This is a genomic window from Tenacibaculum pelagium (assembly GCF_014062345.1).
Taxonomy (GTDB): Bacteria; Bacteroidota; Bacteroidia; order Flavobacteriales; family Flavobacteriaceae; genus Polaribacter; species Polaribacter pelagius.
Genome location: NZ_JACGLS010000002.1, coordinates 344095 through 370403 on the forward strand (window position 1 = coordinate 344095; position 26309 = coordinate 370403).

The window sequence follows — 26309 nt, forward strand, 5'->3', positions numbered from 1 at the left end:
GCAGTAACTATTTTTATAGGTTAATTTGATGTAATTAAATCTATATCAACAATTTATTTCAACAGGCTTAACTTACACAATGGCAAATCAAAAACGATTATTTTTACTAGATGCTTTTGCATTAATTTTTAGAGGATATTACGCTTTTATAAAGAATCCAAGAATCAATTCTAAAGGAATGGATGTTTCTGCTATTTTAGGATTTACCAATTCTTTATTAGATGTTATAAAACGTGAAAAACCAGATCATATCGCTGTTTGTTTTGATCGTGGCGGAAGCGTTGCCAGAACAGAAGTTTTCCCAGAATATAAAGCCAACAGACAAGAAACCCCAGAAGCTATTAAAATTGCGGTTCCGTACATTGAACAAATTTTAAAAGCAATGAATATTCCTGCTGTTATTAAAGAAGGTTATGAAGCGGATGATATTATTGGAACATTGGCTAAAAAAGCCGAAAAAGAAGGCTACCAAACCTATATGGTAACTCCCGATAAAGATTTTGCGCAATTAGTTTCTGAAAATATTTTTATGTACCGTCCACGTTTTGGTGGTGGTTATGAAACTTGGGGAATACCAGAAGTGCAAGAAAAATTTGGCGTAGAAAGACCTGAGCAAGTAATTGACTTTTTAGGAATGATGGGTGATTCTGTTGATAATATTCCTGGATTACCTGGCGTTGGAGAAAAAACAGCAAAAAAGTTTTTAGCAGCTTACGGGTCTATGGAAAACCTGTTGGCAAACACTGCTGATTTAAAAGGTAAAATGAAAGAGAAAGTAGAAGCTAACGGAGAGTTAGGTTTACTTTCTAAAGAACTAGCAACGATTATGCTAGATGTTCCTGTTGATTTTCATGAAGAAGATTTTGAATTTTCACAACCTGATATGCCTGCCATTACAACTCTTTTTAACGAATTAGAGTTTAGAAGATTAGCAGAAAATTTAGCAAAAACATATGCAACTCCAGCACTTACCGAAAATAACACCGAAACGACAGCTAAAACCACATCAAAAAAACAAACTCCATCAAAAAATGATGGTCAATTTGATTTATTTGCTGCTCCTGGAGGCGGAAATACATCCGAAGAAAATAACATCAATGGTTTTAAAACAATTGAAAATACCAAACATTTTTATCAGCATATAAATACTCCATTGTCAAGAAAATTATTGCTTGATAAATTAATGCAGCAAACTTCTGTGTGTTTTGATACAGAAACTACTGGTTTAAAAGCTTTAGAAGTTGAGTTGATTGGAATTGCTTTTTCATGGGAAGCTGGTAAAGGTTATTATGTTTCGTTTCCAGAAGATCAAGAAGAAACAGCAGCTATTTTAGAAGAATTTCATCCGTTTTTTGAAGCAGAAGAAATTGAAAAAATTGGTCATAATTTAAAATACGATATCAAAATATTATCAAACTACAACATGCCCGTAAAAGGAAAGTTGTTTGATACCATGATTGCGCATTATTTAATTAATCCAGATATGCGTCATAATATGGATGTGCTTTCTGAAACCTACTTGAATTACCAACCAGTTTCTATTACTGAATTGATTGGTAAAAAAGGAAAGAATCAACTTTCGATGCGAGAAGTAGAACTTTCTAAACAAAGTGAATATGCTGTTGAAGATGCTGACATCACTTATCAATTAAAAGAACATTTTTCTAAAGAATTAGAAAGCGGAAATGTTACCAAGTTGTTTAATGATGTTGAAACACCTTTAGTATCAGTTTTAACAGCCATTGAAATAGAAGGGATCAATTTAGATGTTGAGTTTTTAAGGTCATTATCTGTTGATTTATCTAACGACATTACTCGTTTAGAAAAAAATATTTACGAACAAGCTGGGGAGGAATTTAATATTGCTTCACCAAAACAGTTAGGGATTGTTTTGTTTGAAAATATGAAACTAGTTGACAAACCTAAGAAAACTAAAACAGGACAGTATTCAACTGCTGAAGACATTCTTTCTTACTTAGCTAAAGATCATCAAATTATTGCTGATGTATTAGAATATCGTCAATATAAAAAGTTACAAAGCACTTATGTCGATGCTTTACCAAATGAGGTAAACCCTAAAACTGGTAGAGTTCATACTGTATATGCGCAAGCTGTTGCTGCAACAGGTCGTTTAAGTTCTAATAATCCGAATTTACAAAACATCCCTATCCGTACTAAACGCGGACAAGAGGTGCGTAAAGCATTTATTCCAAGAGATGAAAATCATGTATTATTAGCTGCCGATTATTCTCAAATAGAATTGAGGATTATTGCTGCTTTAAGTGAAGAAGAAACCATGATAAAAGCTTTCCAAAACGGAGAAGATATTCATGCTTCTACCGCTGCTAAAGTATTTAATGTTCCTCTTGATGAAGTTACTCGAGAACAACGTAGCAATGCTAAAACAGTAAACTTTGGTATTGTATATGGAGTTTCTGCTTTTGGTTTAAGTAACCAAACAAATTTATCTCGTAAAGAAGCTAAAGAGCTAATAGATACGTACTATGAAACCTATCCAAAACTAAAAAGTTACATGGCAGCCCAAGTTGATTTTGCTCGTGATAACGGATATGTAAAAACGGTTTTAGGTCGTCGTAGATATTTAAAAGACATTAATTCCCGTAATGCAATTGTTCGTGGAGCTGCCGAACGAAATGCTGTAAATGCGCCAATTCAAGGTTCTGCTGCAGATATTATAAAATTAGCAATGATTAATATTCACAATCGATTTGAAAAAGAAAACTTTAAATCAAAAATGTTATTACAAGTGCATGATGAATTGGTTTTTGATACTCATAAAGATGAATTAGAAATCATCAAACCAATTATTAAAGAGGAAATGGAAAATGCTTTTAAAATGAGTGTTCCGTTAGATGTTGAAGTTGGTTTAGGTGAAAATTGGCTAGAAGCTCATTAAAAAATGGAATTAGATTATATCGAAAACGTAAATGGTCTTGATGAAAACGTTGTCCGTTTATATAATTTTAATAAGGCTGAAGCGATAAAATTTAAGGAATTAATTGAAGATGTTATTATTAACAAAAAACAACGGTTAGACTTATCTCAAATAGATTTTATTAAGCCTCGTAATTGTAATTTAATTTTAGGTTTATTCAAATCTGACGAAGGAATACTAAGTGAAGACAATCAAACGTTTTACTGCATACTTACCTTAAGAGGGTTTATAAACATGGTGAATCTTATTGAACCTTTTTGTAAAAAAGAATCTAGAGGTTTTCAGTATTTATATGATATAGATAATCCTACAGATTTTTTATTTTCTCCAAGTGCTACTTGGTAAAGTTATTTAATAACAAACGTTTCATTTTGAATCCAGTTAGCTCTTAGTTTAAAAGGTTCTTCGAAATACACTACATGTTCAGGCTGTTTTCTTAATAAGAAATTACCCGTATCCCAAACGTGGTTGTTATTTTCATCAATAATAGCTCTAACGGTATATTCTTTAGGCTCTAAAAGATTAAACTCAACTTTTTCAGAAGCAGAAATGTATTTCGTTTTCACTACTTTATCTTTTACTAAAAGTTGAACTATTACTGGATGTGTAGTTTCTTTCTTAACATCTAATACAATACTTCCATAATCTTCCACAGTTAAAGTTTTAAAATTATACTTTAAAGTATCGTTTGTGGTTTCGTATAAATCAATCAATCCTTTTGGATATACATTGAATTTATAATTCATTTTTGGTGTTTTTTTGAATAAAACGGCCAACTTATTAATCTCTTGTTTTTTCAACTCAAAATCAACATCAACCGTGTCTTTATCAACTAATGAAAACTTTGTTTTATCAATAGATACAATTGGGTTATTACTTTCTAAAAACAAAGTGTCATTTAAGTGCAAGGTTCTGCTTATGCTAGAAGAAACAGATAATGAATCTATTTTCTTTTTACGCAAACGAACAGTGATTGTATCTAAAAAACTCTCATTACTTACTGTAAAATTCAATGAATCTTGCTCTATTGGAGTATACCAATAGTTAAGTGTATCTTTTTCTTTTTCGAATTGAGTAAAAGATTTGAATGATTCCGGAACATTTGAAAGTAAATTTACTTTCATGTCTGTCTGTTTTCCTTCAAATCCAAATTGAATTTTCCCTTTTACGATTTCTTTCCCTCTTTTAAACTTATAAGGTTGTATTTCCTTAAAAATTCTAATCGGATTTAAAACAAGACTATCTTTTGGCAATGAGATTGTATCTGCTAAAAATCCTATTTTGTCTGTTTTAGGATTAAACATGAAGTTATTTGAAGATTCTTTTAAGGCTAACATTAAGTATTTACCAGCACTTAAATTGGTAAATTCAAAATTCGTAGAATCTAAAGTACTTGTTACGTAATTAGGTTTTTGCTTATAAATAATCGAATCGTTATAAGTACTGTCTAATCGATATAACAAAACACCTATTTCTTTCACTTTATCTCTTTTAAACATTTCCGACACATTTCCTTTAACAGTTAAAGAATCAATATAATTCCCTGTAGAGAAAACATACTTAAAGCTTTCTAACTTATTGTTTTCGTTATTGTCTTGAACTGCGTTTCCGAAGTTGAAAGTATAAGTTGTATTAGTCTTTAAAGTATCTAAAATTTCAATATTAATATATTTACTCGGAGTACCTTGAGGAGTAATTATCGGTGGATTTTTTAATGGTGGAGAAACGACCAATTGCTTCGTTAAGTCTTTTAAAACAATATATTCATCAAAATAAATTCGAATTTTATTTTCATCAAAATGAATTGTTTCATTCGGCGGTTTAGCAGTCATCATAATTGGTGCATCCTCATCTTTAGGGCCGCCATCTGGTCGCCCTTTTCGAGCACAACTAACTATTAAAAATGTAAATAGAATAACTAAAACGATGTGTTTATTCTTCACTGAATGATATTTAAAATACAAGATCAAAAGTAGTAAAATATTGATGAATAAAATTATACTCTTGGAGTATAAGCCATAGTAGCTATACTAATGGCTATCCCATCAATTTTTAATAACTCATTGCAACAAGCCTCAAGAGTAGCTCCCGTTGTTATTACATCATCAATTAGTAAAATATGCTTGTTTTTAAATAACTCTTTATCGGTCAACTTAAATTTAGTTTTACTATTAGTAAATCTTTCAAAACGCTGTTTTAAAGTTTGAGTTTTTGTTATCGAAGTTCTTAACAAAATAGCAGGTTTGTATTTAATCTTTAAAACTTCGCTCAAACTTTCTCCAAAACTAGTAACTTGATTATAGCCTCTCTTTTTTAACTTCTTAGCATGTAATGGGACTGGAACTATATAATCTACATCTTTAAAAACTTCAGATTCTTTTAAACTATTCCCGAACCATTTGCCAAGATAACTACCAATCTCTGGCTGGTTTTTATATTTTAATTGATGAATAATTTTTTGAGTAATTCCATGTTTTTGATAATACAAAAATGATCGAACGTTTTTTACAGGTAATTTTCCATAAAAAACAGATTTCAATGTAACATTTGTATGTTCATCATCGTCAATAAGAGGTAACCCGCTTACACAACCGACACATAAATACTGTTCGTTTTGTAACAATATTGTTGTGCAATTAATACATAAATTTGGATAAAATAAGTAGAATATATCTTTTAAAAATCGCATCTTTACCAGCAAATTTTTATTAGAAAGATACAAAAAACACATCTAAAAGCATTTTGAATAAAAAGTTTAATTTTTTTAAAGAAGCCGTAAAAAACTATAAAACATCTGGCACAGTAGTACCTAGTTCTAAATATTTAGCAAATAAAATGCTAAAAGACATTGATTTTTCTTCTGCAAAATTAATTGTCGAACTAGGCCCAGGAAATGGAGCTATAACTCACGATATTTTAAAAAAACTATCTCCTAATACTACTTTAATCTGTTTTGAGGTTAATGATGCTTTTTATGAAGAATTAATAAAAATTAAACACCCTCAATTAATTATTTTAAAAGCATCTGCTGAAAACATTAAAGAAGAAGTTGTAAAACTTGGCTTTGAAAAGGCAGATCATATAATTTCAAGCTTACCTTTAACAATTATTCCTAAAGAAATCTCACATACTATTTTGACTGAAAGCTTCTCTTTTTTAAAGCAAAATGGAATCTTTGTTCAGTATCAATACAGCTTAACTTATTATAAAAAACTAAAAGAAGTATTTGGAGATAACATTACTTTAAACTTCGAACCATTTAACTTTCCCCCTGCGTTTATTTACAAGTGTTCTAAAAATTAGTATATTAGCACGAAACCAAACTCTTAATCAGATCCCCAAGTGATGATTGCTTTTAAGAATTTAAAGAATAATGGCTTAATTGCCTTTCTATTGATATTAATACTTGCTATTGGCTATTTGTCATACCAAAACGCTGAAGACTACACCGAATTGAAAGATGTTTTTGAGATAGAAAAAAAAGAATTAGAATCTGAACTTAACACGCTTATAAAAGAATACGAGAAAGCTAGTTATAATAAAAATGAAACTTCTTTAAAACTTAGAGAAGAGCTTCAAAAAATAATTAAGCTTAGAGACACCATCCATAATTTAAAAGCTACAGATTATGGTCTTATACGTTTATACCGTAAGAGAATTGCTACTTTAGTTGAGGAAAACAAAAAACTCTTTGCCCAGATAGACTCTCTACAAGTTATTAATAACGATCTGATAACAAAAAACGATAGTGTTACTGATGAATTAGCTCTGAAAGAAAGTCTTAACACTAGATTAAAATATAGAAATCAATTTCTTTATCAAGAAAAAAGAGTTTTAAGTGATAAGATTGCTACTGCTGAAATTATTAAAATTTCATCGATTAAAGCAGAAGCAATGAAAAGAAAAAGTAGCGGAAGACATACTTCTACATCTAGATCTAAGAGAACAGATGCTTTCAAAACTGAATTCAATTTGTTAGAAAATAAAATTATATCTCCAGGGGCAAAACCTATTTACATTCAAATTACTGATGAAAATAACGAAGTAATTTCTCCTTCAAAAAAAGTGACATTAAAAGATAAAAACACCATTTTATGCAGCGATGTATTAATGGCTGATTATCACAACAAACAATTATCCGTTATTTCATTTATTAATGTAAATAGAGATAGTATAAAAAAAGGAACATATAAAATTCATGTTTTTGTGGATGGAATATATAATGGTAACACTGAAATAAAACTTAGATAAAAATGAAATAAAACAATTATTAACCCCCTAACTAAACCCCCTATTTATGACCCCTCAAAAAAGAAAAAGCGCACTAATTATTGTGCTTTTAATCCTATCATTATTTTTAACCCTTTACTCTTTTCAAAAATCTAGTCAGTATAGTACGCTTCAAAAAGTATTTCAAGATGAAAAAGCTGATTTAGAAAAAGAACTAGATGAAATAATTAAAGACTACACAGATGTAGTTGTAAGAAAAAAACGCATTTCTAAAAGACTACAAGTTGAACTAGGTAAAATGCAAAACTTACGTGACTCTATTAAAAATTTAAGAGTAGACAACTACAATTTAATTAGAAAATACAGAAAAAAAATTGCCAGTTTAGAGCGTGAGAATAAAAAATTATTTATCCGTGTTGATTCTTTAAATACAGCTAACGATCAATTAACACAAGACAATCTTGTTGCTAATGAAATCTTAAAACAAAAAGAAACAATAAATGTAGCTCTAACTAAAAAGTTCAAAAAATTAGAAGTAAAGCAAAAAGATTTAGAAGCCAAAGTAGCTATTGGCGGAATCATTAAAACTTCTCCAGTAAAAGTAATTGCGATGAAAGAACGTAGTAGCGGTAAATTAACCTCAACTTCTCGATCTAGTAGAACAGATGCTTTCAAAGTAAATTTTGATTTACTTGAAAATCCAATAACCAATGCTGGAGACAAATCAGTTTATATTCAAATAATAGATGAAAACAAAAAAGTTGTTGCTCCAAAAGGTATTACCAATTTAAAAGACGGAGGTAAAATTCAATATACCGACTCTGTTGAAGTTAATTATAACAATGATAGACTTAGCTTAGTCTCTCTTGTTTTAGTTAATAGAGACGACATTAACAAAGGTAAATACACAATCAGTACTTTTATTGATGGGGTTTACACAGGTAACACTACCTTAAAACTTAGATAACAAATACACGTTTATCAATTTAAAAAGTGAAGAATTAAGTTAATTCTTCACTTTTTTCTTTTTGAATAGTAATAGTTTAAATGCTTATTTTATTTTTGCATCATGGCAAAACAAGAAGATCAATTTAAAAAAGTTTTATCACACGCAAAAGAGTATGGTTATGTATTTCAATCATCTGAAATTTATGACGGATTAAGTGCGGTGTATGATTATGCTCAAAATGGAGTTGAGTTAAAGAAAAACATTAGAGATTACTGGTGGAAAGCAATGGTGCAAATGCACGAAAACATTGTGGGTATTGATGCATCTATTTTAATGCATCCAACCACTTGGAAAGCTTCTGGTCACGTAGATGCTTTTAACGATCCGTTAATCGATAATAAAGATTCTAAAAAAAGATATAGAGCTGATGTTTTAGTAGAAGATTATTGTGCTAAAATTGAAGGGAAAATAGATAAAGAAGTTAAAAAAGCTGCCAAACGTTTTGGTGATGATTTTAATAAAGAAGAATTTCTTGCCACTAACGGAAGAGTTTTAGGATATCAAGAAAAGATCAATACTATTTTAGGTCGATTAGGTAAGTCGTTAGAAAATGAAGATTTAGCTGATGTAAAATTATTAATTGAAGAATTAGAAATTGCTGATCCATTAACTGGTTCTAAAAACTGGACAGATGTAAAGCAATTCAACTTAATGTTTGGTACAAAATTGGGTGCTTCTGCTGATACTGCAATGGATTTATATTTACGTCCAGAAACTGCACAAGGTATTTTTGTAAACTTCTTAAATGTGCAAAAAACTGGAAGAATGAAAATTCCTTTTGGTATCGCACAAACTGGTAAAGCTTTCCGTAATGAGATTGTTGCGCGTCAGTTTATTTTTAGGATGCGTGAATTTGAGCAAATGGAAATGCAATTTTTTGTAAAACCAGGAACTCAAAAAGAATGGTACGACAAATGGAAAGAAACACGTTTAAAGTGGCACTTATCATTAGGAATGGGAGCAGATAACTATCGTTTCCATGACCATGAAAAATTAGCACATTATGCAGATGCTGCTGCTGATATAGAGTTTAAATTTCCATTCGGATTTAAAGAATTAGAAGGAATTCATTCTCGTACTGATTTCGATTTAAAGGCACACGAAGAGTTTTCTGGAAAGAAATTACAATATTTCGACCATGAAGAAAACAAAAACTATACTCCTTATGTAGTTGAAACTTCAATTGGATTAGATAGAATGTTTTTAGCAGTCTTTTCTAAATCTTTACAAGAAGAAGAATTAGAAAATGGAACAACAAGAACAGTTTTAAAATTACCAGCAGTTTTAGCACCAGTAAAAGCAGCTATTTTACCATTAGTAAAAAAAGATGGATTACCAGAAATAGCTCGTGAAATAGTTGAGAATTTAAAATGGGACTTCAATGTGTCTTATGATGAAAAAGATGCTGTAGGGCGTCGTTATCGCCGTCAGGATGCAAACGGAACTCCTTTCTGTATCACTGTTGACCATGACACTAAAGAAAATAATACTGTTACAATTCGTCACAGAGATACTATGGAACAAAAACGTGTTCCAATTTCTGAATTAAGTGCTATTATTAAACAAGAAGTAGATGTACGATCATGGTTACTAAAAATGTAATCACAAAATAATATTAAACCAAAACCTATCATTTAAATATGATAGGTTTTTTATTTTTACACAAAACTCAGAGTAATGAAAACACTTTTAAAAATATTATTCATCATCTTTTTATTTTGGATGATTATAGGAGCTTACTTATTAAACACAGAGCACCCGAAAGCACATATAGTAATGGGCTTAGGTGTTATGTATATGTCTTTTATACTAATGCCAATATTTATTTATCATCGCTATAAAGATGGCAAATACAAAAAGTATATAATCGACAATAGTAAAGACAAAAAAAAGGCTGAGAATTAATTCTCAGCCTTTTTATTATATAATAACTACTCCTTATTGTAAAGCAGGAGAGTAATTTGTTGGATAGTTTTCAGCCTTCGCTAAACCATCTTTTGCAGTAGCAAAATTTGATCCGTAAGTTACATCAATAGCTTCTAACATTTTATTAGCCATTAACGCATATCCTCTTGCTGTTAAGTGAATACCATCTAAACCAACTAATCCTCCAGTAATTAAACTAGTATTCATATTTTGGTTATCAAATTCTAAACCTGTTGTAGAAGCTTGCTGTAAAATAGCTTTAAAATCAACAAATGCATATCCATTTGCATCAGCTAAAGCTTTTAACTTTCCATTATATGAATCTACTGCTGTTTTAATTTCTTCTTGCTCTTGTGGTGTTAACACCCATTTATCAGCTAATGGTAGTGTTACTCCCTGTGCAGAAAATTGACCTGCTAAAGTAGCTGGTAACAAACCTCCACTTTGAGCAATTAAACTACCTGCATGTGTCATATCTACTTCTCCTATTTCACTAAGACTTGTTAATACAAATAGATCATTTTCAGTAGCAGATCTTGCAAATCCATATTGTTCTCCTAATAATTGTGCTACTAAAGGAGCAGCTGCTGCAGGTAAACCTAAAGATTGTACAAAAGGAACAAAAGTAGGACTGGCACTTAAAGTTGTAGTAATTGCTGCTCTTAAATCTGTTGCATCTTCGTCAAAAATAACAATAGGGTTCCCTTTAGTTGCATCAAACATAATTGCTCTTTCTGGCTCACCAGCTCCGGCATATATTTGATTAATAGCTCCGTAAACAGTATTTAATAAAGGTACTTGACTAGCTAAAGCTGCATTCGTCGTTGGATCTAAAGCATCATGAGGTACCGTAGTAAAGTGTGGTAAACTTGTAATGTATGGTAAATTTGCTACAACTCCTTTTGCTCCAGTACGCAATAACCCTTCCTTAACTAAATTTAATGCAAAATCAAATGTTGCATCTGGTGTGATTGGATTTGAACCATCTCCTCCTGAAGTTGCATATCCTAACACATCATTTCCTCCAAATTCTGATAAAGTAAAAAATGTAGGTGCTTCATTTTCAAACGCAGCCATTAAAGAAGTGTCTGAATTACCTAGTACTCTAATAGCGTATGGGTTAGCAGCCGCAGGAAAATTAGTTAAATTACCATAACCTGGCGCAATAAAATGCGTACTCTTAGCACCTGGAACACCTAAGTTTTTAAAAGGTCCTGTAGGATTGTTTAAAGCAAAATCTGTAGTAGACATTGCTAAAGGGTTTAATTCATTTAAAGGTGCTGGTAATTTACCATCGAAAACTAATCTTTCAGTAAATATTCTACTCTCAGGATCTAACGGGTTTGTTAACACCGGGTTACCAAATAAAATTAAACCTCCATAGTTATCATTCATTAATGGCTGTGTAAAAGTACCACCACCTACCATTGCAAATTTCTTTGCCATAGTATTAGGAAATGAATTTTCTTGTCCTGCAATAAACAATGCATTATCAGTAAAACCAGCAGTAAATGAGGCTCCTAGTGCAACATAATTAGAAAAATCTGCACTACCAGCATCCAATTGAATATTATTAATAGGTGTATCGTCTGTAATTGGTGGGTAAACATCGTCGGTATCACAGGCAACAAAACCTAAAAATAACGCAGATAGAAATGTATATTTAAATGTATTTTTCATTTTTATTTTTTTTAGTTATTGATTGTCCATGATAAGTAATACTGTGAACCAACTGCACCAACACCTGGAGCACTTAAATATTCTTGTCCTGTTAAATTAGATCCTCCTAATTTAAATACTGATTTGATTGATGGCACTGAGTAATTGATTTGAGCATCAAGTACAGTTCTTTCATCAACATTTCCTTCTAAGAATGTAGACTCCCAATAAAATTCTGTTTGCCAACGAGCACTTACATTGAAACCAAAGTTTTCAAATACATTTGGATGTCCAAATTGTGCTTTAACCTTATGTTCTGGAGTATTGAATCCAGCTTCAAAATCTGGATCAGATGCTTGATCAAAATCAAACTTAGACCAAGTATAACTTAAACCTACATTATAACCATTAAATATTTTAGTATTTAACCCTAAACCAACACCGTAAGAATTTACATCTGCAGCTGAATTAGTTTTTACACTAAACGTAGATGCTCTAGTATTTAAAGCAGTTAATAATGCTGCACCTGTTAATGCATCGTCAGCGACATTGTTTAATACTGCTATATCTTTAGTTGCAATAAAATTGCTATACATATTGTAATATGTACTAAAATCAACAGATATTTTATTTTTTCCTAATGGTAATGCTGCACGATAACCAACTTCAAAAGCAGTTACTTTTTCTGGCTCTACAAAATTAGTAGTAACTTTTACAGGCGCACCAGCATCTATTGAACTAGCAGAATATCCTCTTTCAAAAGCATCTCGACCTGTTAAAGTAAATCCTCCATCTACACCAACTGAAAATCTATCTAAGTTTTCTGGAGCAGTACCTAAAAGGAAACTTGCACCAGTTGCTAAACCAATATATTGATCTTGCGTAGTTGGATTACGGAAACCTGTCTGAAAAGAAGCTCTGAAGTTATGATTTTTAGCTTCTCCTGCAGCATATGCTAAAGAAACTCTTGGTGAGAAGTTACCATCAAAGTTTTGAGACTTATCATAACGAACAGACCCAGTAAACTTTAAGCGATCGTCCATCATTTTCTTTTGAATTTGAGTATATAACCCATATTCTCCAAAATTAATTGGCCCATCAGCATCTGTATAAATAGTTCCAGAAGAGTTTAGGTTATATTCTCTATAAGAACCTCCTACTTGTACTTCTGCCCAATCGATATAATCACGTAAATTTAAATTAGCATCTGCATGATAATAATTAGTATTATCTTTAAGTTGAGCACCAGTAACTACATCTGGATCAGAAATTACTTCATTAAATAATTGAGTAAATTGAGCTGAACCTGGAACTGGCATTCCTTGATTAGCAACATTTCTTGCCGCTGCATGAATTTGAGCCTCAGTCATTCCATTAGCTGCACCAGATAAAACCATACCTGCGTACGTGTTAATATATTGTCCGTACCAATCAGTATTCGATTTCCACTTGTTATTTATATTAATAGCTGCAAAACGAGTATCATAAGAATCTCCGGCATCTTCACCTGCATAATATCCTCTTACAAAAAAGTTTTTCCCTCTAACTTCTAATTTATGTTGCTCCATAAAGAAGTTCTTTAAACTATATCTGTTTAAACCTTGATATAAAGTATTACCAGAACCAAATTTTGAATTCCAGATAATTTCAACACGATCATTTCCTAAAGGACGGTAATGTAAAGCCCCATTAAACTTTACACTTCTAGCTTCATAATCTATTAAATCTCTTTCATGGTATCCTGTTCTACTTACAGAAACATTAGGTACAACTCCTAAACCTCCCGAAGCCTGGTGAATATTTGTAGTTACCTCATCTCCATAAACATTAGCTCCATCATAATTTATATCAGTATTTCTATCTCCTGATTTGTAAGTACCTCCAATACCTGTAGTATTTCTAGTATCAGTAGCGTGCCATTCTTCACCTTTTAAATAAGATAAACTAACCTTAGCTGCAAACTTATCATCAAAAGCATGTGCCATTCTAATCGTAGCATCGTAGAAATTATTATCTCCAGCTGCTTCTTGACTTGTGATACCTCCTTTTAAACCAACACTAATTCCTTGATCATCAAATGGACTCTTACTACGCATAATCATAATACCATTAAATGCATTTGCTCCATATAAAGCCGATGCAGCACCTGGTAAAATTTCAACACTCTTCACGTCAACTTCAGACATACCTAATAAGTTACCAACAGCAAAGTTTAATGCTGGTGATGCGTTATCCATACCATCTACTAGTTGCACAAAACGCTCATTACCAAAAGTTGCAAAACCACGAGTGTTAACTGTTTTAAAAGTTAAACCTCCTGAGTTAATATCAACTCCTTTTAAGTTTTCTAAACCTTCGTAATATGATGCAGAAGCAGTGCTTTTAATAGCTCTTGAATCAAAACGTTCGATTGTTACAGGAGATTCCATAACACGTTCTGGAGTTCTAGATGCAGAAATTACTACTTCGTCTAAAGAAGTTGCATTCTCTGTTAAAGCAACCTCAATTACTTGATTGTTTTTTGTGATTTCAACATTTTTTGATTGGTACCCTAAAGAAGATACTTCAATTGTAAAAGGAGGTGTATCGTTTACAGTCATTGTAAACTTCCCATCAAAATCAGTTGAAGTACCAACTGCCTTTCTTAAAACTTTAATGTTTGCTCCTGGTAGTGGACCTCCAAGAGATGCGTCATTGACCGTACCGGAAATGGTAGTCTGAGCAACCATTGCAGCAGTACCAAACAGTACAAATGCAACAAGTAATAGTTTTTTCATCATAATTATAAAATTTGTTAACTATTGCGCAAAATACGATTTTTTTTTATTTGTAAAAATTTATGCTCTATTTTATCACTATAGCATTTTCAAAGGCTTCCTTTTATCAAAATATCATTTTTATAACTTTATTTAACGAACTGCATACTACATATTTTACAAATTGTATTTTTGTAGAAATTTTTATTATTAGTTTGGAAATAACCCACTCAATTTTTGATTTTAACCCCTCTCAAAAAACAATAGTTACTATTGGTACTTTTGACGGTGTTCATGTTGGGCATCAACAAATTATTAAAGAATTAGTAGAGGAAGCAAAATCATCTAATAAAAAATCGGTTTTACTTACTTTTTTTCCACACCCAAGAATGGTGTTGCAAAAAGATGCTTCAATAAAGTTAATAAACACTATTGATGAACGTGCTAAACATTTAGAAAAATTAGGATTAGACTATCTAATTATTCATCCGTTTAGTAAAGAATTCTCAAGACTTACTGCATTAGATTTTGTGCGTGATGTTTTAGTAAATCAACTCGATACTTCTAAATTAATTATTGGTTACGATCATCATTTTGGCAAGAATAGAGAAGGTAATATTGAGCAACTAACCGAGTATTCTCATATGTATGATTTTACTGTTGAAGAAATTCCTGCTCAAGATATTGATGAAGTTTCTGTAAGTTCAACTAAAATTAGAAGAGCTCTTATGGGAGGCGAACTAAAAACTGCTAACAAATATTTAGGCTACAATTTTTCTTTGACTGGAAAGGTGGTTAACGGGAAGCAATTGGGTGGTAAAATAGGTTTTCCTACAGCAAATATTGATGTTTCTGAAGAATATAAGTTGATCCCAAAAACGGGAGTTTATGTTGTGAAGTCAGTAATTGACGAAAATACTGTTTTTGGAATGATGAACATTGGTAATAGACCAACCGTTGATGGCGATCATCAAACTATTGAGGTACATTTTTTCAATTTCAATAGAGATTTATATAACAAAGAACTTACTATTGAACTACTCTATTTTTTAAGAGACGAACAAAAGTTCGATTCTATAAATGATTTAACTAATCAACTACATAAAGACAAAGAATCATCTTTAAACTACCTTAAAAACAATTAAAGGTCTTCGTTGCTAAAGTCTACTGCTTCTTATATCTTTGCGGTTCTTAAAAATTTAAAAAGATGTTACAGGTTCAGTTTATTAGAGACAACAAACAAACTGTTTTAGACGGATTAGCAAAACGTAATTTTGCAAATGCCGAAACAATTATTGATGAAGTATTAGATTCTGATGAAACTCGTAGAGCAACACAAGTTTCTTTAGATAATATTTTAGCTGAATCTAACAAAATATCCAAAGAAATTGGAGGTCTTTTTAAATCTGGAGAAATTCAGAAAGCGAACTTACTAAAGGAAAAAACAGGTCAGTTAAAAGAACAATCTAAACAATTAACTGAAGAGTTAAATTCTGCTACAATTAAGTTACAAGATTTATTATATCAAATTCCTAATATTCCTCACGCTTCAGTAAAAGCAGGGAGTAGCGAAGAAGATAATGAGAAGATTTTTAGCGAAGGTACGATTCCTGATTTAGGAGAAAAAGCATTACCTCACTGGGAATTAGCGAAGAAATATGATATCATCGATTTTGAATTAGGAACTAAAATCGCTGGTGCTGGTTTTCCTGTTTATAAAGGAAAAGGAGCTCGTTTACAACGTGCTTTAATCAATTATTTTTTAGATAAAAACACAAAAGCTGGTTACAGCGAAGTTCAAGTACCGCATTTGGTAAATGAAGCATCAGGAATTGGAACTGGACAATTACCAGATAAAGAAGGACAAATGTACCATATAACTGGTGACGATTTATATCTAATTCCAACTGCTGAAGTTCCTATTACAAATATGTTTAGAGGAAATTTAGTGAAAGAAAGTGATTTACCAATTACGGTTACAGGTTATACTCCTTGTTTCCGTCGTGAAGCTGGAAGTTATGGTGCACACGTTCGTGGGTTAAATAGATTACATCAATTTGATAAAGTAGAAATTGTTCGTGTTGAGCACCCTGATAATTCTTACCAAGCTTTAAACGGAATGGTAGAACATATTAAAGATATTTTACGTGAGTTAAAATTACCATATCGTATTCTACGTTTATGTGGTGGAGATACAGGATTTACATCTGCATTAACTTTCGATTTCGAATTATATTCTACAGCACAAGAACGTTGGTTAGAAATTAGTTCTGCTTCTAACTTCGAAACATTCCAAGCAAATCGTTTAAAGTTACGTTTTAAAAATAGCGATGGTAAAAGTCAATTAGTACACACTTTAAATGGAAGTTCTTTAGCCTTACCTAGAGTTTTAGCTGGAATTTTAGAGAATTACCAAACAGAAGATGGAATTAAAATTCCAGAAGTATTAGTTCCTTACTGCGGGTTTGATATGATTTACTAAAAAACCACATTCAATATAAAAAACAGAAAATCCCAAGTTTCAATCAAGAAACTTGGGATTTTTACTAATTCACCCCTTCAAAATGAATCCACTATATTTTAGTTGGCAATAACTGCCGTCATTAATCTTTTGTATTTATTCATCTCTAACAATGCTTCAAAATATTGAGTTATTTGACCTCTCTTCATAAACTCATTTGCATTTTTCTTTGCTGTCTCGTATTGTAAGTTAAAGTTTTTCATAGTATAAATTGTTTAGTCTTGTTATCAATAAGACAAACTTCGTGCCAAAATGTTACAAGGTTTTCAAAAAAACAAGGTGTTTTAGTATAAATTTAACAATTTTGTTCCCTATTTTTGATTGATGAAAAAAGCTATCATATTACTTAGTATACTGTTTTTCAGTTTGTTTTGCAATGCTCAACAAAACGAATTTGCTATTGCTGAAAATTATTTTAGAAATAATGAATATGAAAAAGCCATTCAACTTTATAAAAAATTATACGATAAAAGTCCGTACAACACTACTTATTTAAAAAGATTAATTTCCTGTTATCAAGAAACTGAGCAGTTTTTAATTGCAGATAATTTGCTTTCTAATAAACTAAAAGAAAAACCGAATTTAACATATCTATATGTTATTAAAGGCTATAATTTCGAGCGTCAACAAAAAGATGACAAAGCAAATAATCTCTATCAAAAAGCCTTAAAAACTATTGATAACAAAGGAAGTTATGGGAGCATAATTGCTAGTCTTTTTAAAAATTACAACAAATTAGATTATGCCATAGAAGCTTACTCTAAAATAATGGATAATAATCCGAAAGCAAATTACGGATTTCAATTAGCGCAAATTCATGGCGAAAAAGGAGATTTCCCTAAAATGTTTGAATCCTATGTTAACTTAGTTGACAAAAACGAAAACTACCTTAACAATGTAAAACGGTTTACTGCTAGATATATTAACGACGATGCTGAGAACGAAAACAATATTCTCTTTAAAAAAGCATTGCTTAGAAAATCCATCAGTAATCCAAAAGATATTTGGAACGATTTATTAGCTTGGTTATTCATAAGGCAAAAACAATATCAAAAAGCACTGATTCAACACAAAGCATTACTTGCAAGAAATCCTGATAATTTAGGGCGAATAAATGAGTTAGGAAAAGTAGCTTTTGAAAATGAAGAATATGAAACGGCTAAAGAGTGTTTCGATTTAATTATTGAGAAAACAAATTACCCTTCAGATAAGTTTAAAGCAATTAATAATAATTTAAAAATTGCAATTGCAACAAAGCAACCTGATGTTGAAGAACAGTTTAAAGCTATTTTTAATAAGTACGGCGTTAATCAAAAAACCATACATACTCAAATAGCATATGCTAGCTATTTAACTTTTGAAAAAAGAAATCCTGAAGAAGCAGAAAAAATATTAGAAAAAGCATTAACGCTAACAAAGTCTAAATTCTTCGTTGCTCATATAAAGTTGAAACTTGGTGAAGTATTAATGTTTACAAATAAGTTTAACAAAGCATTAATTTACTTTTCTCAAGTACAAACAAAATTTAAAGATCATTTTTTAGGGCAAGAAGCACGATTTAAAGTAGCGCAAGCATCTTATTTTAAAAACGATTTTAAATGGGCGAAAGCACAGTTAAAAGTTTTAAAAAGTTCAGCAACACAACTAATCGCTAACGATGCCGCTAATTTATTTTTAACCATTTCTGATAACGAACCTAAAGACAGTATTTCTTCTGGATTAAAAGAATATGCAAAAGCAGATTTATTAGCTTTTCAAAACAAAAACGAAGAAGCCATAGTTGTTTTAAACGATATTATTACAAATTACAAAGGACAACCAATAGAAGACGAATCTTTATTTAAACAAGCACAGCTTTTTGCGAAGCAGAAAAAGTATGATGATGCAATTTTAAACTATGCAAAAATATTGGCTTTAGACAAAGAAGGTATTTTTATAGACGATGTGTATTATCAAATGGCTGAATTATACAATAACGAATTAAATAACCCTGAAAAGGCTAAAGAATACTATCAAAAGATTATTTTTGACCACGCTAACAGCATCTATTTAGTTGATGCTCGTAAAAAGTTTAGAAAACTTAGAGGCGACATCGTAAATTAAAAATTACAAGAGTAAAAATGTACATATACAACGTAACAGTAAATATCGATCAAAGCATTCATGCTGAGTGGTTAACTTGGATAGAAAGTCATATCCCAGAAGTTTTAGCTACAGGTCGTTTTTTAAGCGCAAAAATGACGCAAGTATTAGTTGAAGAAGAAATGGGTGGGGTTACCTACTCTATTCAATACACTGCAAAAACTCGAGAAGATCTAGATAATTACTATAAATACGATGCTGAGAAACTTCGTACAGATGGAATGAAGAAATTTGCTGATAAAATGTTAGCATTTCGTACCGAGTTAAAAATTGTGAATGAATTTTTTCCTACAGTGAATAGTAATTAAAATGCCTAAATTTTTACTTTATATAATTTATTTATGTGTGTTTTTATCTGCTATAGGTGTGGTAAAAAATAGTTTATCAGCAATACGAAAAAATGATTCTATAAGAATAATGCGTAGTTGGCATAAAACCAAAGCATTTATAAAAAAAATAAGCCTTGAAGAAAAGCCAGATCTTTCACTTGATAAAGAGTTTCAAGATGTTTTTACTATTAATACATGTGACCTTGTATACAGTTATACTTTTAACAATAAAAATTATGAAAGCTCTAATATTGGAATAAATGAAAAAGATAATAATTCTTCTTTTCAAGGTGATTTATGTCGTAAACTTAGTAATGCTGAAGGTTTTTATATTTATGTAAACCCACAAAACCCGAATGATGTTTCACTGGCTCATAATAACTATACATATCGAGAGATAGGGAATTCTATTATCTGTTTTTCTTTTCTTATTTTTTTATCGTATTTAATTTATACCTCTAAGAAATATCCTTCTGATTATGTAGCTAATCAAATTAAAATATTAAAAATATGATTTTTATTTATATTGGATTAGCTCTATTTATATTAGGTTTTCTTTTAATATTAATTGATAATAATGCTAAAAACTGGGAAGAAACTTATGGTTACATTATTAAATCTGAACTAAATCAAAGTTATGAGCATAATATCGAAGAAGGAGGAGGCTATTATACCTACGAGGCTAATATAGTTTATGAGTATTTTATACCTAAAACTAATCATAAATATGAAAGTTCTAAAATATTTCCTGTTGGGGGGAGTCTAAGGAGTACAAATAAACAAGAACATTTAAGTATAAAAAATAAACTGACTCTCGGTAAAAAAGTAATAGTATATTACAATCCTTACAACCATAAAAAAGCATGTTTGGTTGTTGGAAAAAATTTCCATTTAAAAATTTTGCTTTTTTTAGGCTTAACAATTATGGGAATAGCTGCTGGAATTCAAATTAAAGAAACAGGGCAAAATCCTGAAAAAACTTTTATTGATAAAATTGAAGTTATAAAATAAATAACCATGACCGTAAGAGCAAAAAAACATTTAGGACAACATTTTTTAACCGATGAAAACATCGCTAAAAAAATTGCAGATTCATTAACCGAAAACGGTTACGATAATGTATTAGAAATTGGTCCTGGTATGGGAGTACTAACAAAATACTTGTTAGAAAAGAAGCCTAAAGTTACGGTGATGGAGTTAGATTCTGAATCGGTTGAATACCTTAACGATACTTTTCCATTAGAGCATATAAAACTAGACACTTCGAAAGAAAAATTTAGTATTATTGAAGGAGACTTTTTAAAGAAAAACCTTCAAGAGACTTTCAAAAAAGAGCAAGTAGCTATTATTGGTAATTTCCCTTACAACATCTCTTCACAAATAGTTTTTAAAGCGATTGAAAATCGTGAGTTTGTCCCTGAATTTTCAGGAATGTTTCAAAAAGAAGTAGCAATGAGAATTGCAGAAAAAGAAGGCTCTAAAGTATACGGAATCATGTCCGTACTAACTCAAGCTTTTTATGATGTAGAATATTTATTTACAGTACCTCCAACAGTATTTAATCCACCTCCAAAAGTAGATTCTGGTGTTATTCGATTAATTAGAAAAGAGGATTACTCATTACCTGTTGATGAAAAATTATTTTTTAGAGTGGTAAAAACAGCATTTAACCAACGAAGAAAAATGTTACGTTCTAGCTTAAAATCTTTCGATCTTTCGGCTACCTTAAAAGAAGACCCTATATTTGCGATGCGTCCTGAACAATTATCGGTGCAAAAATTCATTGAATTGACAAAAAAAATAGCGCAAGACAATAGCTAATTATTGTTTAAAGCAAAAAGTAATATTTTTGAATTTAATATTCAAATCTCGATTATCGAGTAAAATCGCAAAACGATGGCATTTGAAATTACTAAAGAACTTCTAGAAAAAGTACAAGAACTGATTAAAAATCAGAAAGACACTGAGCTTTCTAATTATTTTTCAGACATCCATCATGCCGATATTGCCGAAATATTAGATGAATTAACATTTGATGAAGCTGTATATATTATTCGTTTATTAGATTCTGAAACAACATCTGAAGTTTTAATGGATGTTGATGACGATGTACGTGAAAAAATTCTTAGACAACTTACTGCTAAAGAAATTGCTGAGGAAATTGATGAACTTGATACCGATGATGCTGCAGATGTAATTGCTGAGCTTCCTGAGAAAAGAAAACAGGAAGTAATGCAAGAAATTGAAGACGAAGAACACGCCAAAGAAATTGTAGAATTATTACGTTACGATGAAGATTCTGCAGGTGGATTAATGGCTAAAGAGCTCGTAAAAGTTAACGAAAACTGGACCGTACTTCGTTGTGTAAAAGAAATGCGAATTCAAGCAGAAGAAGTTACCAGAGTTCATTCTATATACGTAGTTGACGATAGTGGAAAATTAAAAGGTCGTTTGTCTTTAAAAGATCTTTTAATGGCATCAACTCGAGCAAAAATTTCTGATGTATACATACCAAAAGTAGATTATGTAACTGTTACAGACGAAGCTGAAGATGTTGCAAACATTATGCGTAAGTACGACTTAGAAGCTATTCCAGTTATTGATGAATTAGGTGTTTTAGTAGGTCGTATTACTATTGATGATATTGTTGATGTAATTAAAGAAGAAGCCGATAAAGATTACCAATTAGCAGCGGGTATTACACAAGATGTAGAAGCTGATGATACTATTTGGGAACTAACAAGAGCTCGTTTACCTTGGTTATTCTTAGGGTTAATTGGTGGTGTTGGTGCGGCTAGAATTATGGGTTTTTTTGATGATGCTATCGCCGAAAACGCGATACTTTTTATGTTTACTCCGTTAATTGCCGCTATGGCTGGAAATGTAGGAGTACAATCATCTGCAATTATTGTACAAGGTTTAGCGAACGACGATGTAAAAGGTAGTATCGCAGACCGTTTATTAAAAGAAGTTTCGTTAGCAATGATTAACGGACTTGCTTTATCCGTGTTACTTTTTATCTATGTTTTTATTGCTGAACAAGATGTTAATGTTGCTAGTGCAATTTCTATATCTCTTTTTGCGGTAATCATTGTTGCTGGATTAATCGGAACTTTTATTCCGCTTTTCTTAGATAAGAGAGGAATTGACCCAGCAATTGCAACGGGACCATTTATTACCACAAGTAATGATATTTTCGGAATCCTTATTTACTTCTGGATTGCCAAAATGATTATTGGGTTTTAGTAGTTTGCTCTACTTTGTTTAAAAGATTATCTATCTTCTCTTTTGGGATAAACCCCTTTAGCATTAAAACTGCTCCGAAAACAATTAATAAAACTCCCATTCCACGTTTTATTCTATAAATAACTAATGGTGTAAGCTTGTTTCTTAATTGTTTAGCTAATAAAATTTTTCCTAAATCAGTAAGTGCATATCCTAAGATTACAGTAGCGAAATACCAAAATAAATATCTAGGATTCATATCGTAAGTAGGACCAACAACTACAATTAATCCTAACCAAAAAGCTAAAACTCCAATATTTATAAAGTTTAAAAAGAATCCTTTTAAAAGTAATTTTAAGTAGTTATTACTTTCAGGCAATTGTACATCTGGTGCTTCAGCTTCTTTCTTATTGTTTTTATCTAAGTAGGTTATTAAACCATAAATAATCAGTACCAACCCTCCAATTAAAAATAAACGAGGATCGTCTTTAATCTTTTCAAGTAAACTTCTACTACCAAAATAGGCAATTAACATAAATGAAATATCACCTAAAATTACACCAATATCAAAAGCAACAGCAGCTCTAGCACCTTTTAAAACACTTGTTTTTAAAAGCATAAAGAATACAGGCCCTATCATAAAGGCCATGAAAACACCTACTAAAAAAGCATTTTTAAAATCGTAGAAATCCATTATTTAAAGGTACGTGTTTTTAACTAAACATCATCAAAATCAACTACAACCTTTTGAGTTGTTGGATGCGCCATACAGGTTAAAATAAAACCTTCTTCTAATTCATCATCAGTTAAAATAGAATTTTTAGTCATTACTGCTTTTCCTTCGGTAACCTTAGCGATACAACTACTACAAACACCTCCTTGGCACGAGTATGGTGCATCTAATTTATTACGCAATGATGCTGCTAAAACAGTATCTGTTTTATCCATTGCAAAAGTAGTCTCCTCATCATCTAGTAAAACAGTGATTTCCGATTTACCATCAGGAAATTGCATTTGAATATCTTCATCTGATGCACTAGCGGTAAATAATTCGAAATGAATATTTTCTTCTTTAAATCCGTTTTCTTGTAAAGTTTCAGAAGCAATCGTAATCATTTCTTCTGGTCCGCATAAATAAGCTGAATCGAAAGCAATGTCTTTATGAACATTCTTTACAAAATAATTCACATGTCCTTTATCTATTCTACCTAACTTAGTGTTTGTTCTTACTTCTTGACTAAATACATAATGTAAGTTAAACTGATTTGGATATTGCTCTACCAAAGCATTTAATTCATCATAAAAAATAGTGTTCTCAGCTTTTTTATTACCAAAAACTAAAGTGAAAGTTGACGATGGTTCGTTTTCTAAAACAGCTTTAACCATTGATAAAACTGGCGTAATACCACTACCTGCAGCAAATGCTATGTAGTTTTTATTATCAGACGGATTTAATATAAACTTCCCTTCTGGTTCAGATACTTCAATGGTAGTCCCTTCTTTTAATTTAGTAGTTGCATAGGTAGAAAACAATCCTTTTTCTACAGCTTTAACCGCTACTTTTATTTCGTTAGTATTAGGAGATGCACATATAGAATATGCTCTTCTAATTTCTTGATCGTTTAAGGTTGTTTTTATGGTAATATATTGTCCTGCAACAAATTTATATGCTTCTTTTAATTCAGCAGGAACCGTAAATAAAATCGAAACCGCATCAGCAGTTTCTTTTATTATTTTTTCTATAACTAGTTTGTGAAATGTAGACATTTATTCAATTTAGAACTGCAAAAATAAGAAATACCAAGAGAATCACTTGTTAGGGTTTACATAAAAAATATACATAAGATTATTATACATAAGAAAATTATGTATATTTGCATGCCTAAGTTTTTTAGGTATAGTTTAAAAACATTGTTTTTATGGGAAATCAAAAATTATATAAAGGCTCTTTACAAACCATCATCCTAAAGCTTTTAGCTCAGAATGATAAAATGTATGGTTATGAAATTACTCAAAAGGTAAAAGAATTAACCAAAGGAGAATTAAAGATAACCGAAGGAGCTTTATATCCTGCCTTACACAAATTAGAAGCCGAAGGATTGTTAGATGTTGAAGTTGCTAAAGTTGGTAACCGATTGCGTAAATATTACAAACTAACAGAAAACGGAACTAAAGAAACCGCGAACAAGTTAGAAGAAATGCAAGAGTTTTTAAAAACCATGCAGCAATTGGTGAACCCTAAATTTAGTTTAGAGTAAATTTTTAGCTATGGAATTAACAAAAGAACAAATACAAAGAGTAAACAAGTACTTAGATTTAAAAGGTGTAAAATTCATTGATTTTAGAGTTGAAATCTTTGATCATATCGTTTCACAAATAGAGCAAAAATTAGAAGTAGAAAACACTGATTTCGAAACTATTTTTTATCAAGTAACTGACCAATGGAATAAACAGTTAAACTCATCTTCAAGTTTTATTTTTGGTTTAGCCTATTCTGCACCTAAAGTTGTTATGAATAAAGCAAAGAAAGTTTTTAAACCTTTTTTCTTTTTCACGTTAGTGCTTTGCATATTACCAGGAATATTAATGTCTTTTTTAGACCTTAAAATATCTCCTCAAGTCGTTAACAGAACATCAAAAACAATAAATGTTATTGCGTTACTACTTTCTTCTATATGGTTATTTACAACCATTAAAACAAGTAGAGACAAAATAAAAACCGTGTATAGTTTTATTATAAAAACACAGAGCCTTACCATTATTTACGTGCCACTTATGGTCTTAACCAGCTCAATTAAAGATGGCTTAACTATAACCTTGTTTTTAGTATTTGTATCTATGGTGATGTTAAATGTTATTTTTTATAAAAAACACCAAAAAGAAAAAGAGAAATATAAATTATTAGTGGGATAATTGCTGTGGAGTTAACAAAGGAACAAATAAAAAGGATTAATGATTTTTTAGAGGGAATTGGTATTGAATATATCGATATTCGTTTTGAAATGGTAGATCATATTGCTTCAGAAATTGAAAATAAGGTTGACAATAAAAATTTGTTTTTTGAAAACAAGCGTTTTCAAACACCTTTTATAAAATATCTGTTAAGTCAAAAGGCAACGTATTTAAAAAACTATAAAGAACAAAAAAAGAAAAGCTTTTGGGTTAATACTCAAAAAATAGTAATTGATATGTTTCAACAAGCAGTAAAACCGCTTAATCTTATATTGATTATATCATTTCTTACTGCAGTGTATTACTTAGAGAAATTCAATATTAAATATTTAGATGAAACCATTTTTGTAAGCTTTTTTTGCAAATTTCATGTACATAGCTATAAAATTCAATCGATTTAAAAAGAAGTTTGGTGAGATTAGAATTATTCAAACTTATGTAAGTTTTTTAATGTTTAATTATATCATTGCTTTTCACTTTCATAGTTCAACATCGTTTTTAAGTGAAAATAGCTCTCCTTTTATTATATATAAGGCTGCAATAATGTTAATGCTTAATTTTTTAGTTCTTATGAGTTATAGAAGTCGAAAAGTTAATATTGAAA

General features: G+C 30.7%; 25 protein-coding genes. 18 read left to right on the forward strand and 7 right to left on the reverse strand.

Annotated elements, in window-relative coordinates; genetic code table 11:
• Positions 1–79: 79 nt before the first annotated feature.
• The gene (gene polA / locus H3Z83_RS06700) at positions 80–2917 is read left to right on the forward strand and encodes a DNA polymerase I (RefSeq protein WP_182124710.1); all 2838 of its coding nucleotides are present in this window, start codon (positions 80–82) and stop codon (positions 2915–2917) included.
• 3 nt (positions 2918–2920) lie between these two features.
• Complete coding sequence (locus H3Z83_RS06705; RefSeq protein ID WP_182124711.1) at positions 2921–3301, forward strand: hypothetical protein; 381 nt, start codon at positions 2921–2923, stop codon at positions 3299–3301.
• A gap of 2 nt (positions 3302–3303) precedes the next feature.
• On the opposite strand, the gene H3Z83_RS06710 is transcribed toward H3Z83_RS06705, so the two are convergent.
• Complete coding sequence (locus H3Z83_RS06710; protein ID WP_182124712.1) at positions 3304–4899, reverse strand: Ig-like domain-containing protein; 1596 nt, start codon at positions 4897–4899, stop codon at positions 3304–3306.
• Positions 4900–4952: 53 nt separating this feature from the next.
• Positions 4953–5645, reverse strand: coding sequence for a ComF family protein (locus H3Z83_RS06715; protein WP_182124713.1), 693 nt, complete (start codon positions 5643–5645; stop codon positions 4953–4955).
• Between the two features lie 53 nt (positions 5646–5698).
• Here H3Z83_RS06715 and H3Z83_RS06720 point away from each other — a divergent pair, with 53 nt between their 5' ends.
• The 5 genes from H3Z83_RS06720 to H3Z83_RS06740 all read left to right on the forward strand — a co-directional run bounded on the left by H3Z83_RS06720 (position 5699) and on the right by H3Z83_RS06740 (position 10100).
• The gene (locus H3Z83_RS06720) at positions 5699–6259 is read left to right on the forward strand and encodes a class I SAM-dependent methyltransferase (RefSeq protein ID WP_182124714.1); all 561 of its coding nucleotides are present in this window, start codon (positions 5699–5701) and stop codon (positions 6257–6259) included.
• Positions 6260–6301: 42 nt separating this feature from the next.
• A complete protein-coding gene (locus H3Z83_RS06725; protein WP_182124715.1) occupies positions 6302–7207 on the forward strand; it encodes a hypothetical protein in 906 nt (301 codons plus the stop codon).
• Positions 7208–7253: 46 nt separating this feature from the next.
• The gene (locus H3Z83_RS06730; RefSeq protein WP_182124716.1) at positions 7254–8153 is read left to right on the forward strand and encodes a kinetochore Spc7 family protein; all 900 of its coding nucleotides are present in this window, start codon (positions 7254–7256) and stop codon (positions 8151–8153) included.
• Between the two features lie 102 nt (positions 8154–8255).
• On the forward strand, positions 8256–9797 hold the full coding sequence (locus H3Z83_RS06735; RefSeq protein ID WP_182124717.1) for a glycine--tRNA ligase: 1542 nt from the start codon (positions 8256–8258) through the stop codon (positions 9795–9797).
• A gap of 75 nt (positions 9798–9872) precedes the next feature.
• A complete protein-coding gene (locus H3Z83_RS06740; RefSeq protein WP_182124718.1) occupies positions 9873–10100 on the forward strand; it encodes a hypothetical protein in 228 nt (75 codons plus the stop codon).
• Between the two features lie 33 nt (positions 10101–10133).
• Here H3Z83_RS06740 and H3Z83_RS06745 read toward each other — a convergent pair whose 3' ends face one another.
• Positions 10134–11801: an SGNH/GDSL hydrolase family protein gene (locus H3Z83_RS06745; protein WP_182124719.1), complete on the reverse strand. Its 1668-nt coding sequence runs from the start codon at positions 11799–11801 to the stop codon at positions 10134–10136.
• 11 nt (positions 11802–11812) lie between these two features.
• The gene (locus H3Z83_RS06750) at positions 11813–14560 is read right to left on the reverse strand and encodes a TonB-dependent receptor (protein ID WP_182124720.1); all 2748 of its coding nucleotides are present in this window, start codon (positions 14558–14560) and stop codon (positions 11813–11815) included.
• Between the two features lie 191 nt (positions 14561–14751).
• Here H3Z83_RS06750 and H3Z83_RS06755 point away from each other — a divergent pair, with 191 nt between their 5' ends.
• Together H3Z83_RS06755 and serS are read left to right on the forward strand one after the other, a co-directional pair.
• On the forward strand, positions 14752–15681 hold the full coding sequence (locus H3Z83_RS06755; protein WP_246337494.1) for a bifunctional riboflavin kinase/FAD synthetase: 930 nt from the start codon (positions 14752–14754) through the stop codon (positions 15679–15681).
• 62 nt (positions 15682–15743) lie between these two features.
• On the forward strand, positions 15744–17018 hold the full coding sequence (serS, locus tag H3Z83_RS06760) for a serine--tRNA ligase (RefSeq protein WP_182124722.1): 1275 nt from the start codon (positions 15744–15746) through the stop codon (positions 17016–17018).
• A 98-nt stretch (positions 17019–17116) separates the two neighbouring features.
• Here serS and H3Z83_RS06765 read toward each other — a convergent pair whose 3' ends face one another.
• Entirely contained in the window at positions 17117–17260 is a 144-nt protein-coding gene (locus H3Z83_RS06765; RefSeq protein WP_182124723.1) for a hypothetical protein, read from the reverse strand.
• A 121-nt stretch (positions 17261–17381) separates the two neighbouring features.
• Between H3Z83_RS06765 and H3Z83_RS06770 the strand changes: the two genes are divergently transcribed.
• The 6 genes from H3Z83_RS06770 to mgtE all read left to right on the forward strand — a co-directional run bounded on the left by H3Z83_RS06770 (position 17382) and on the right by mgtE (position 22774).
• Positions 17382–19160 (forward strand): tetratricopeptide repeat protein, encoded by a 1779-nt coding sequence (locus tag H3Z83_RS06770; protein ID WP_182124724.1) that lies wholly within the window; start codon positions 17382–17384, stop codon positions 19158–19160.
• A gap of 17 nt (positions 19161–19177) precedes the next feature.
• Positions 19178–19507, forward strand: coding sequence for a DUF4286 family protein (locus H3Z83_RS06775; protein ID WP_182124725.1), 330 nt, complete (start codon positions 19178–19180; stop codon positions 19505–19507).
• 1 nt (position 19508) lies between these two features.
• Positions 19509–20042, forward strand: a complete 534-nt coding sequence (locus tag H3Z83_RS06780; RefSeq protein ID WP_182124726.1) for a hypothetical protein — start codon at positions 19509–19511, stop codon at positions 20040–20042.
• Positions 20039–20539, forward strand: coding sequence for a DUF3592 domain-containing protein (locus H3Z83_RS06785; protein ID WP_182124727.1), 501 nt, complete (start codon positions 20039–20041; stop codon positions 20537–20539). Before H3Z83_RS06780 ends, H3Z83_RS06785 begins: the two co-directional genes overlap by 4 nt.
• 6 nt (positions 20540–20545) lie before the next feature.
• The gene (rsmA, locus tag H3Z83_RS06790) at positions 20546–21349 is read left to right on the forward strand and encodes a 16S rRNA (adenine(1518)-N(6)/adenine(1519)-N(6))-dimethyltransferase RsmA (protein WP_182124728.1); all 804 of its coding nucleotides are present in this window, start codon (positions 20546–20548) and stop codon (positions 21347–21349) included.
• A 75-nt stretch (positions 21350–21424) separates the two neighbouring features.
• Positions 21425–22774: a magnesium transporter gene (mgtE, locus tag H3Z83_RS06795; protein WP_182124729.1), complete on the forward strand. Its 1350-nt coding sequence runs from the start codon at positions 21425–21427 to the stop codon at positions 22772–22774.
• Here mgtE and H3Z83_RS06800 read toward each other — a convergent pair.
• Positions 22761–23447 (reverse strand): LysE family translocator, encoded by a 687-nt coding sequence (locus H3Z83_RS06800; RefSeq protein ID WP_182124730.1) that lies wholly within the window; start codon positions 23445–23447, stop codon positions 22761–22763. The genes mgtE and H3Z83_RS06800 overlap by 14 nt on opposite strands.
• 23 nt (positions 23448–23470) lie before the next feature.
• On the reverse strand, positions 23471–24520 hold the full coding sequence (locus H3Z83_RS06805; RefSeq protein ID WP_182124731.1) for a ferredoxin--NADP reductase: 1050 nt from the start codon (positions 24518–24520) through the stop codon (positions 23471–23473).
• A gap of 152 nt (positions 24521–24672) precedes the next feature.
• Here H3Z83_RS06805 and H3Z83_RS06810 point away from each other — a divergent pair, with 152 nt between their 5' ends.
• The 3 genes from H3Z83_RS06810 to H3Z83_RS06820 are packed head-to-tail and all read left to right on the forward strand — an operon-like array spanning position 24673 to position 26106.
• Complete coding sequence (locus tag H3Z83_RS06810) at positions 24673–25011, forward strand: PadR family transcriptional regulator (RefSeq protein WP_182124732.1); 339 nt, start codon at positions 24673–24675, stop codon at positions 25009–25011.
• A gap of 10 nt (positions 25012–25021) precedes the next feature.
• A complete protein-coding gene (locus H3Z83_RS06815; RefSeq protein ID WP_182124733.1) occupies positions 25022–25666 on the forward strand; it encodes a hypothetical protein in 645 nt (214 codons plus the stop codon).
• Positions 25667–25671: 5 nt separating this feature from the next.
• Entirely contained in the window at positions 25672–26106 is a 435-nt protein-coding gene (locus H3Z83_RS06820; protein WP_182124734.1) for a hypothetical protein, read from the forward strand.
• Positions 26107–26309 lie beyond the last annotated feature (203 nt).

What these genes read in the sequence shown, in the direction of transcription:
- H3Z83_RS06815 (WP_182124733.1), top strand. Translation starts at nt 25,022, where the DNA reads ATGGAATTAACAAAAGAACAAATACAAAGAGTAAACAAGTACTTAGAT.
- H3Z83_RS06740 (WP_182124718.1), top strand. Translation starts at nt 9,873, where the DNA reads ATGAAAACACTTTTAAAAATATTATTCATCATCTTTTTATTTTGGATG.
- H3Z83_RS06775 (WP_182124725.1), top strand. Translation starts at nt 19,178, where the DNA reads ATGTACATATACAACGTAACAGTAAATATCGATCAAAGCATTCATGCT.
- polA (WP_182124710.1), top strand. Translation starts at nt 80, where the DNA reads ATGGCAAATCAAAAACGATTATTTTTACTAGATGCTTTTGCATTAATT.
- H3Z83_RS06805 (WP_182124731.1), bottom strand. Translation starts at nt 24,520, where the DNA reads ATGTCTACATTTCACAAACTAGTTATAGAAAAAATAATAAAAGAAACT.
- H3Z83_RS06780 (WP_182124726.1), top strand. Translation starts at nt 19,509, where the DNA reads ATGCCTAAATTTTTACTTTATATAATTTATTTATGTGTGTTTTTATCT.
- H3Z83_RS06745 (WP_182124719.1), bottom strand. Translation starts at nt 11,801, where the DNA reads ATGAAAAATACATTTAAATATACATTTCTATCTGCGTTATTTTTAGGT.
- H3Z83_RS06715 (WP_182124713.1), bottom strand. Translation starts at nt 5,645, where the DNA reads ATGCGATTTTTAAAAGATATATTCTACTTATTTTATCCAAATTTATGT.
- H3Z83_RS06765 (WP_182124723.1), bottom strand. Translation starts at nt 17,260, where the DNA reads ATGAAAAACTTTAACTTACAATACGAGACAGCAAAGAAAAATGCAAAT.
- H3Z83_RS06810 (WP_182124732.1), top strand. Translation starts at nt 24,673, where the DNA reads ATGGGAAATCAAAAATTATATAAAGGCTCTTTACAAACCATCATCCTA.
- H3Z83_RS06785 (WP_182124727.1), top strand. Translation starts at nt 20,039, where the DNA reads ATGATTTTTATTTATATTGGATTAGCTCTATTTATATTAGGTTTTCTT.
- H3Z83_RS06725 (WP_182124715.1), top strand. Translation starts at nt 6,302, where the DNA reads ATGATTGCTTTTAAGAATTTAAAGAATAATGGCTTAATTGCCTTTCTA.
- H3Z83_RS06770 (WP_182124724.1), top strand. Translation starts at nt 17,382, where the DNA reads ATGAAAAAAGCTATCATATTACTTAGTATACTGTTTTTCAGTTTGTTT.
- rsmA (WP_182124728.1), top strand. Translation starts at nt 20,546, where the DNA reads ATGACCGTAAGAGCAAAAAAACATTTAGGACAACATTTTTTAACCGAT.
- H3Z83_RS06705 (WP_182124711.1), top strand. Translation starts at nt 2,921, where the DNA reads ATGGAATTAGATTATATCGAAAACGTAAATGGTCTTGATGAAAACGTT.
- H3Z83_RS06730 (WP_182124716.1), top strand. Translation starts at nt 7,254, where the DNA reads ATGACCCCTCAAAAAAGAAAAAGCGCACTAATTATTGTGCTTTTAATC.
- serS (WP_182124722.1), top strand. Translation starts at nt 15,744, where the DNA reads ATGTTACAGGTTCAGTTTATTAGAGACAACAAACAAACTGTTTTAGAC.
- H3Z83_RS06750 (WP_182124720.1), bottom strand. Translation starts at nt 14,560, where the DNA reads ATGATGAAAAAACTATTACTTGTTGCATTTGTACTGTTTGGTACTGCT.
- H3Z83_RS06800 (WP_182124730.1), bottom strand. Translation starts at nt 23,447, where the DNA reads ATGGATTTCTACGATTTTAAAAATGCTTTTTTAGTAGGTGTTTTCATG.
- mgtE (WP_182124729.1), top strand. Translation starts at nt 21,425, where the DNA reads ATGGCATTTGAAATTACTAAAGAACTTCTAGAAAAAGTACAAGAACTG.
- H3Z83_RS06735 (WP_182124717.1), top strand. Translation starts at nt 8,256, where the DNA reads ATGGCAAAACAAGAAGATCAATTTAAAAAAGTTTTATCACACGCAAAA.